Consider the following 4,804-nt stretch of genomic DNA (forward strand, 5'->3'; position numbering starts at 1 on the left):
CCCATATGATTCCGCTCTCGGCACTCTGGGCCGGCGACGAGCGGGACGGCCATTTCGGCGCACCCCCGCTGCTTTACGGACGCACCGAAGGCGCGACGCCTTTTCGCTTTTCGCTGCATGTCGGCGATGTCGGCCATACGCTGGTCGTCGGACCGACCGGGGCGGGCAAATCGGTGTTGCTGGCGCTGATGGCGCTGCAGTTCCGCCGCTATGCGGGATCGCAGGTATTTGCCTTCGATTTCGGCGGCTCGATCCGCGCGGCGGCGCTGGCCATGGGTGGCGACTGGCACGATCTCGGCGGCGGGCTGAGCGAGGGAGAGGAGGCCTTGGTCTCGCTGCAACCGCTGGCCCGTATCCATGAGACCGCCGAACGGGCATGGGCGGCCGACTGGATCGGCGCCATTCTTTCGCGCGAAGGCATCGCCGTTACGCCGGAGATGAAGGAACATCTCTGGACGGCGCTGACTTCGCTGGCCTCGGCTCCGGTCGGGGAGCGCACCATCACCGGCCTCGCGGTGCTGCTGCAATCCAACGATCTGAAGCAGGCCTTGCGCCCTTATTGCATCGGCGGTGCCTGGGGCCGGCTGCTCGACGCGGAAGTTGAACATCTCGGCTCGGCTTCGGTGCAGGCCTTCGAGATCGAGGGGCTGGTCGGCACCGGCGCGGCGCCCGCGGTGCTGTCCTACCTATTTCATCGCATCGGCGACCGGCTCGACGGCCGCCCGACATTGCTGATCATCGACGAGGGCTGGCTGGCGCTGGACGACGAGGTGTTTTCCGGCCAGCTGCGCGAATGGCTGAAAACGCTGAGGAAGAAGAACGCCAGCGTGGTCTTTGCCACACAGTCGCTGAGCGACATCGACCATTCCGCCATCGCGCCAGCGATCATCGAGAGCTGCCCGACCCGGCTGCTCTTGCCCAACGAGCGGGCCGTCGAGCCGCAGATCACCGCTATCTATCGCCGCTTCGGTCTCAACGACCGGCAGATCGAGATTCTGGCCCGGGCGACGCCCAAGCGCGACTATTACTGCCAGTCCCGGCGCGGCAACCGGCTCTTCGAACTGGGCCTCAGCGAGATCGGCCTCGCCCTCTGTGCCGCTTCTGCCAAATCCGATCAGGCAAGGATCGCGGCGATCTTCGCCGAACAGGGCCGCGACGGCTTCCTGGCCGCCTGGCTGCGCGACCGTGGCATCGATTGGGCGGTCGAGCTGATCCCGGATCTCGGCAATCTCGCGCCGGAAGAGGCCGGCATGCCCGCATCTGAACTGTTTGGTTCAGATGCGGCGCTCATTGATGGCGAGATGGGAGGCGCCCAGGCCGGGTTTTCCGGCCCAGAGGACGGGTCCGATCCGGAGGTCCGACCAGCCAGTGATCAGGTCGAAGGTACTGACGCCGAAGCCGCATCCATTCCCGCAGACGCAGAAACAGGAGAAAAGGAGATCGCGCCATGAGGCACCATACGATCGCTATCCCACACACCCTTCGCACCATCGCCAGCACTGCGGCACTGGTCCTGACGCTCGCCGCACCGCTGGCACTGACCCCTGTCCTGACCACGCCGGCCCATGCCTTCTTCGGCGGCTTTGGCCGCATCGTCTACGACCCGACCAACCATGCCGAGAACCTGCTGACCGCGGCGCGGACGCTGGAGCAGATCAACAACCAGATCGCCTCGCTGCAGAACGAGGCCCAGATGCTGATCAACCAGGCCCGCGATCTCGCCAGCCTGCCGCATAGCTCGCTGCAGCAGCTGCAGCAGAACGTCACCCGCACCCAGCAGCTGCTCGACGAGGCCCAAAGCATCGCCTTCGAGGTGCAGGAGGTCGATCAGGCTTTCGAGCGGGAATACGGCAGGCCCGACCTCTCGATGTCCGAGCAACAGCTGCTGGCCGATGCCCGCACCCGCTGGAGCAACACCATGGGCGGGTTGCAGGACGCCATGCGCGTCCAGGCCGGCGTCACCGGCAATATCGAGGCGCAGCGGGCCGAGATGGCAACATTGGTCGAGCAGAGCCAGAATGCTGTCGGCGCGCTTCAGGCCAGCCAGGCCGGCAACCAGCTGCTGGCCCTGCAATCGCAGCAGCTCTCCGACCTCACCGCGCTCCTCGCCGCCACCGGCCGCGCCGAGGCGCTGAGCGAGGCCGAACGCGCGGCCGCGGCCGAGCAGGGCCGCATCCAGCGCCAGCGCTTCCTGACGCCCGGCTCCGGCTACCAGCCCGGCAATGCCCGGATGTTCAACAACTGAAGGCCCGAGGAGGCGCAACCATGGAGGTCAAGGCGATGGCCCGGCTCGTTGCCATCCTGTTCCTGGCGATCGTCATGACCGTGACGCTGATCCGGATGGAGCGGAGCGGCGATCTGCCGCCGCTACCCGGCCGGCAGGTTCAGCCGCAGTCCGAAGATCCGCTGCGCGAGGGCCAGCGCCGCTGCCAGCGCATGGGCGAGGCTGCGGCCGACGATGCCGAATGCCTCGCGATCTGGGCCGAGACCCGTGATCGTTTCCTCGGTCGGACGCGGGAAGAGTCGCCACCGGCTATGTCCACCGAGGGAGAATAGATCGTGGGCGGCTCCGGCGTCATCGACAATTTTCTAGCGGTCTTCACCAGCTATATCGACTCCGGCTTCGGGTTGCTGGGCGGCGAAGTCGCCTTCATCGCCACCACCCTGATCGTCATCGATGTGACCCTGGCCGCGCTGTTCTGGGCCTGGGGCGCCGAGGACGATATTCTGGCGCGCCTGGTGAAGAAAACCATCTTCGTCGGCGTCTTCGCGTACCTGATCACCAACTGGAATACGCTGGCGAGGATCGTCTTCGACAGCTTCGCCGGCGTCGGGCTGATGGCCTCCGGCACCGGCTTCTCTGCCGCCGATCTCATGCGGCCGGGCCGCGTCGCCCAGACCGGGCTGGATGCCGGTCGGCCGCTGCTGGAATCCATCTCCGACCTGATGGGCTGGGTCGCGGTCTTCGAGAACCTGATCCAGATCCTCTGCCTGTTCTTCGCCTGGGCGCTGGTGATCCTCGCCTTCTTCATCCTCGCCGTGCAGCTCTTCGTCACCCTGATCGAGTTCAAGCTGACCACGCTCGCCGGTTTCGTGCTGATTCCCTTCGGATTCTTCGGCAAGACCGCCTTCATGGCCGAGCGCGTGCTGGGCAATGTCGTCTCCTCGGGCATCAAGGTGCTCGTGCTGGCGGTGATCATCGGGATTGGCAGCACTTTGTTCAGCCAGTTCACCATGGGCTTCGGCGGCGTCGCCCCCACCGTGGACGACGCCATGGCCATCGTGCTGGCGGCGCTTTCCCTTCTCGGCCTCGGCATCTTCGGACCCGGCATCGCCACCGGATTGGTTTCCGGCGGTCCGCAGCTTGGCGCCGGCGCCGTCGCGGGGACCGGACTGGCCGTGGGCGGCGCCGCGCTCGCCGCCGGTGGCGCCACGGTGCTGGGCGCCAAGGGCGGTGCCATGACCGCGCGCGGCGGGGCTGCCACGGCCGGAGCCGCCTCCGCCGCTTATACGCTGCATTCGGCTGGGCAGGCCGGGATCGGCGGCGCCCTCTCCGGGGCCGCCGGCGTCGGCAAGGGCGCGGGCATCGCCGCGCTGTCGCCGCTGCGCAAGGCGGCGGCCAGTCTCAAGGCCAGCCGCAGTGCCGGCATGAAAGCCGCCTTCACCGGCACCGGTGGATCCACCACGCAGGGCACGCTCGGTGGCCCGGCCGCCGGTGCGGGTGGCGCAAACGCCAGTGCCGGCGGCAATGCGCCCGCCTGGGCGCAACGCATGCGTGGGCAATCCCTTGGCCGCGGCGCCACCGTAACCGCCCATGCCATCCGCTCCGGTGACAGCCACGGCCCCGGCGCCTCCGTCTCCCTTTCCGAAAGCGACAAGCCATGAACCTGTTCAGACGCCCGTCCACGCATTACGGCAAGACCTCGGAGCCGGTCACGCCTTATCAGAAGGCCGCGCAGGTCTGGGACGAGCGCATCGGCTCGGCCCGCGTCCAGGCCAGGAACTGGCGGCTCATGGCCTTCGCCTGCCTGTTCCTCGCCGCCGGTTTCGCCGCTGCCCTGGTCTGGCAATCGGCGCGCGGCAGCGTGGTACCCTGGGTGGTGCAGGTCGACGATCTCGGCCAGGCCCAGGCCGTCGCCCCGGCCTCGGCCGATTACCGCCCGACCGATCCGCAGATCGCCTGGCATCTCGGCCGCTTCATCGAGCAGGTCCGGTCCATCCCCGCCGATCCCATCGTCGTGCGGCAGAACTGGCTCCGGGCCTATGAGTTCACCACCGACCGCGGCGCCGCGGCGCTGAACGACCATGCCCGCACCAACGATCCCTTCACCCGCGTCGGCCGCCAGCAGATCGCCGTCGAGGTGTCCAGCGTCCTCCGGGCTTCGCCAGATTCGTTCCGGGTCGCCTGGACCGAGAAGCGCTACGAGAACGGCCAGCTGTCATCCACCGAGCGCTGGACCGCGATCCTGACCGTGGTGATCCAGACGCCCCGCACCGCCGAGACCCTGCGCGCCAATCCCCTCGGCATCTACGTCAATGCGATCTCATGGTCGCGGGAGATGAGCCAATGACCGCTGTTCTCACCGAAGGAATGTTCGTCACCCCGGCGCAGCGCTTGCCCCGATCCGTGCTGGCCGTTGTCCTGCTGTCGGCCACCGCGCTGGCGGGCTGCACCACCCAGAAATCGCCGCAGTTCAGCTATGACGACCATGTGCCGCCATTGCCGTCGCCGCCTCCTGCGGCCATTGCTGATCCGGCACCAAAGCCGCTGCATGTGCCGCCGGACTGGACACCGGCGCAAGGT

4 protein-coding genes and 2 pseudogenes are annotated in these 4,804 nt (G+C 67.7%); all 6 read left to right on the forward strand.

From position 1 onward, the window contains the following. Positions 1 to 1,451: pseudogene (locus AQY21_RS03285) on the forward strand (conjugal transfer protein TrbE); the annotation flags it as partial. After that, positions 1,448 to 2,245 (forward strand): P-type conjugative transfer protein TrbJ, encoded by a 798-nt coding sequence (trbJ, locus tag AQY21_RS03290; protein ID WP_058096397.1) that lies wholly within the window; start codon positions 1,448 to 1,450, stop codon positions 2,243 to 2,245. The pseudogene AQY21_RS03285 and the gene trbJ, both read left to right, overlap by 4 nt. Positions 2,246 to 2,265: 20 nt before the next feature. Further along, positions 2,266 to 2,556: a putative entry exclusion protein TrbK-alt gene (trbK-alt, locus tag AQY21_RS03295; RefSeq protein WP_058096398.1), complete on the forward strand. Its 291-nt coding sequence runs from the start codon at positions 2,266 to 2,268 to the stop codon at positions 2,554 to 2,556. Between the two features lie 3 nt (positions 2,557 to 2,559). Beyond that, entirely contained in the window at positions 2,560 to 3,885 is a 1,326-nt protein-coding gene (gene trbL, locus AQY21_RS03300; protein ID WP_058096399.1) for a P-type conjugative transfer protein TrbL, read from the forward strand. Continuing rightward, entirely contained in the window at positions 3,882 to 4,571 is a 690-nt protein-coding gene (gene trbF / locus AQY21_RS03305; RefSeq protein ID WP_058096400.1) for a conjugal transfer protein TrbF, read from the forward strand. Before trbL ends, trbF begins: the two co-directional genes overlap by 4 nt. Next, positions 4,568 to 4,804, forward strand: a pseudogene (locus tag AQY21_RS27505) (P-type conjugative transfer protein TrbG); the annotation flags it as partial. The gene trbF and the pseudogene AQY21_RS27505, both read left to right, overlap by 4 nt.

It is taken from the genome of Paracoccus sp. MKU1 (assembly GCF_001447385.1).
In the GTDB taxonomy this organism is placed as follows: Bacteria; Pseudomonadota; Alphaproteobacteria; order Rhodobacterales; family Rhodobacteraceae; genus Paracoccus.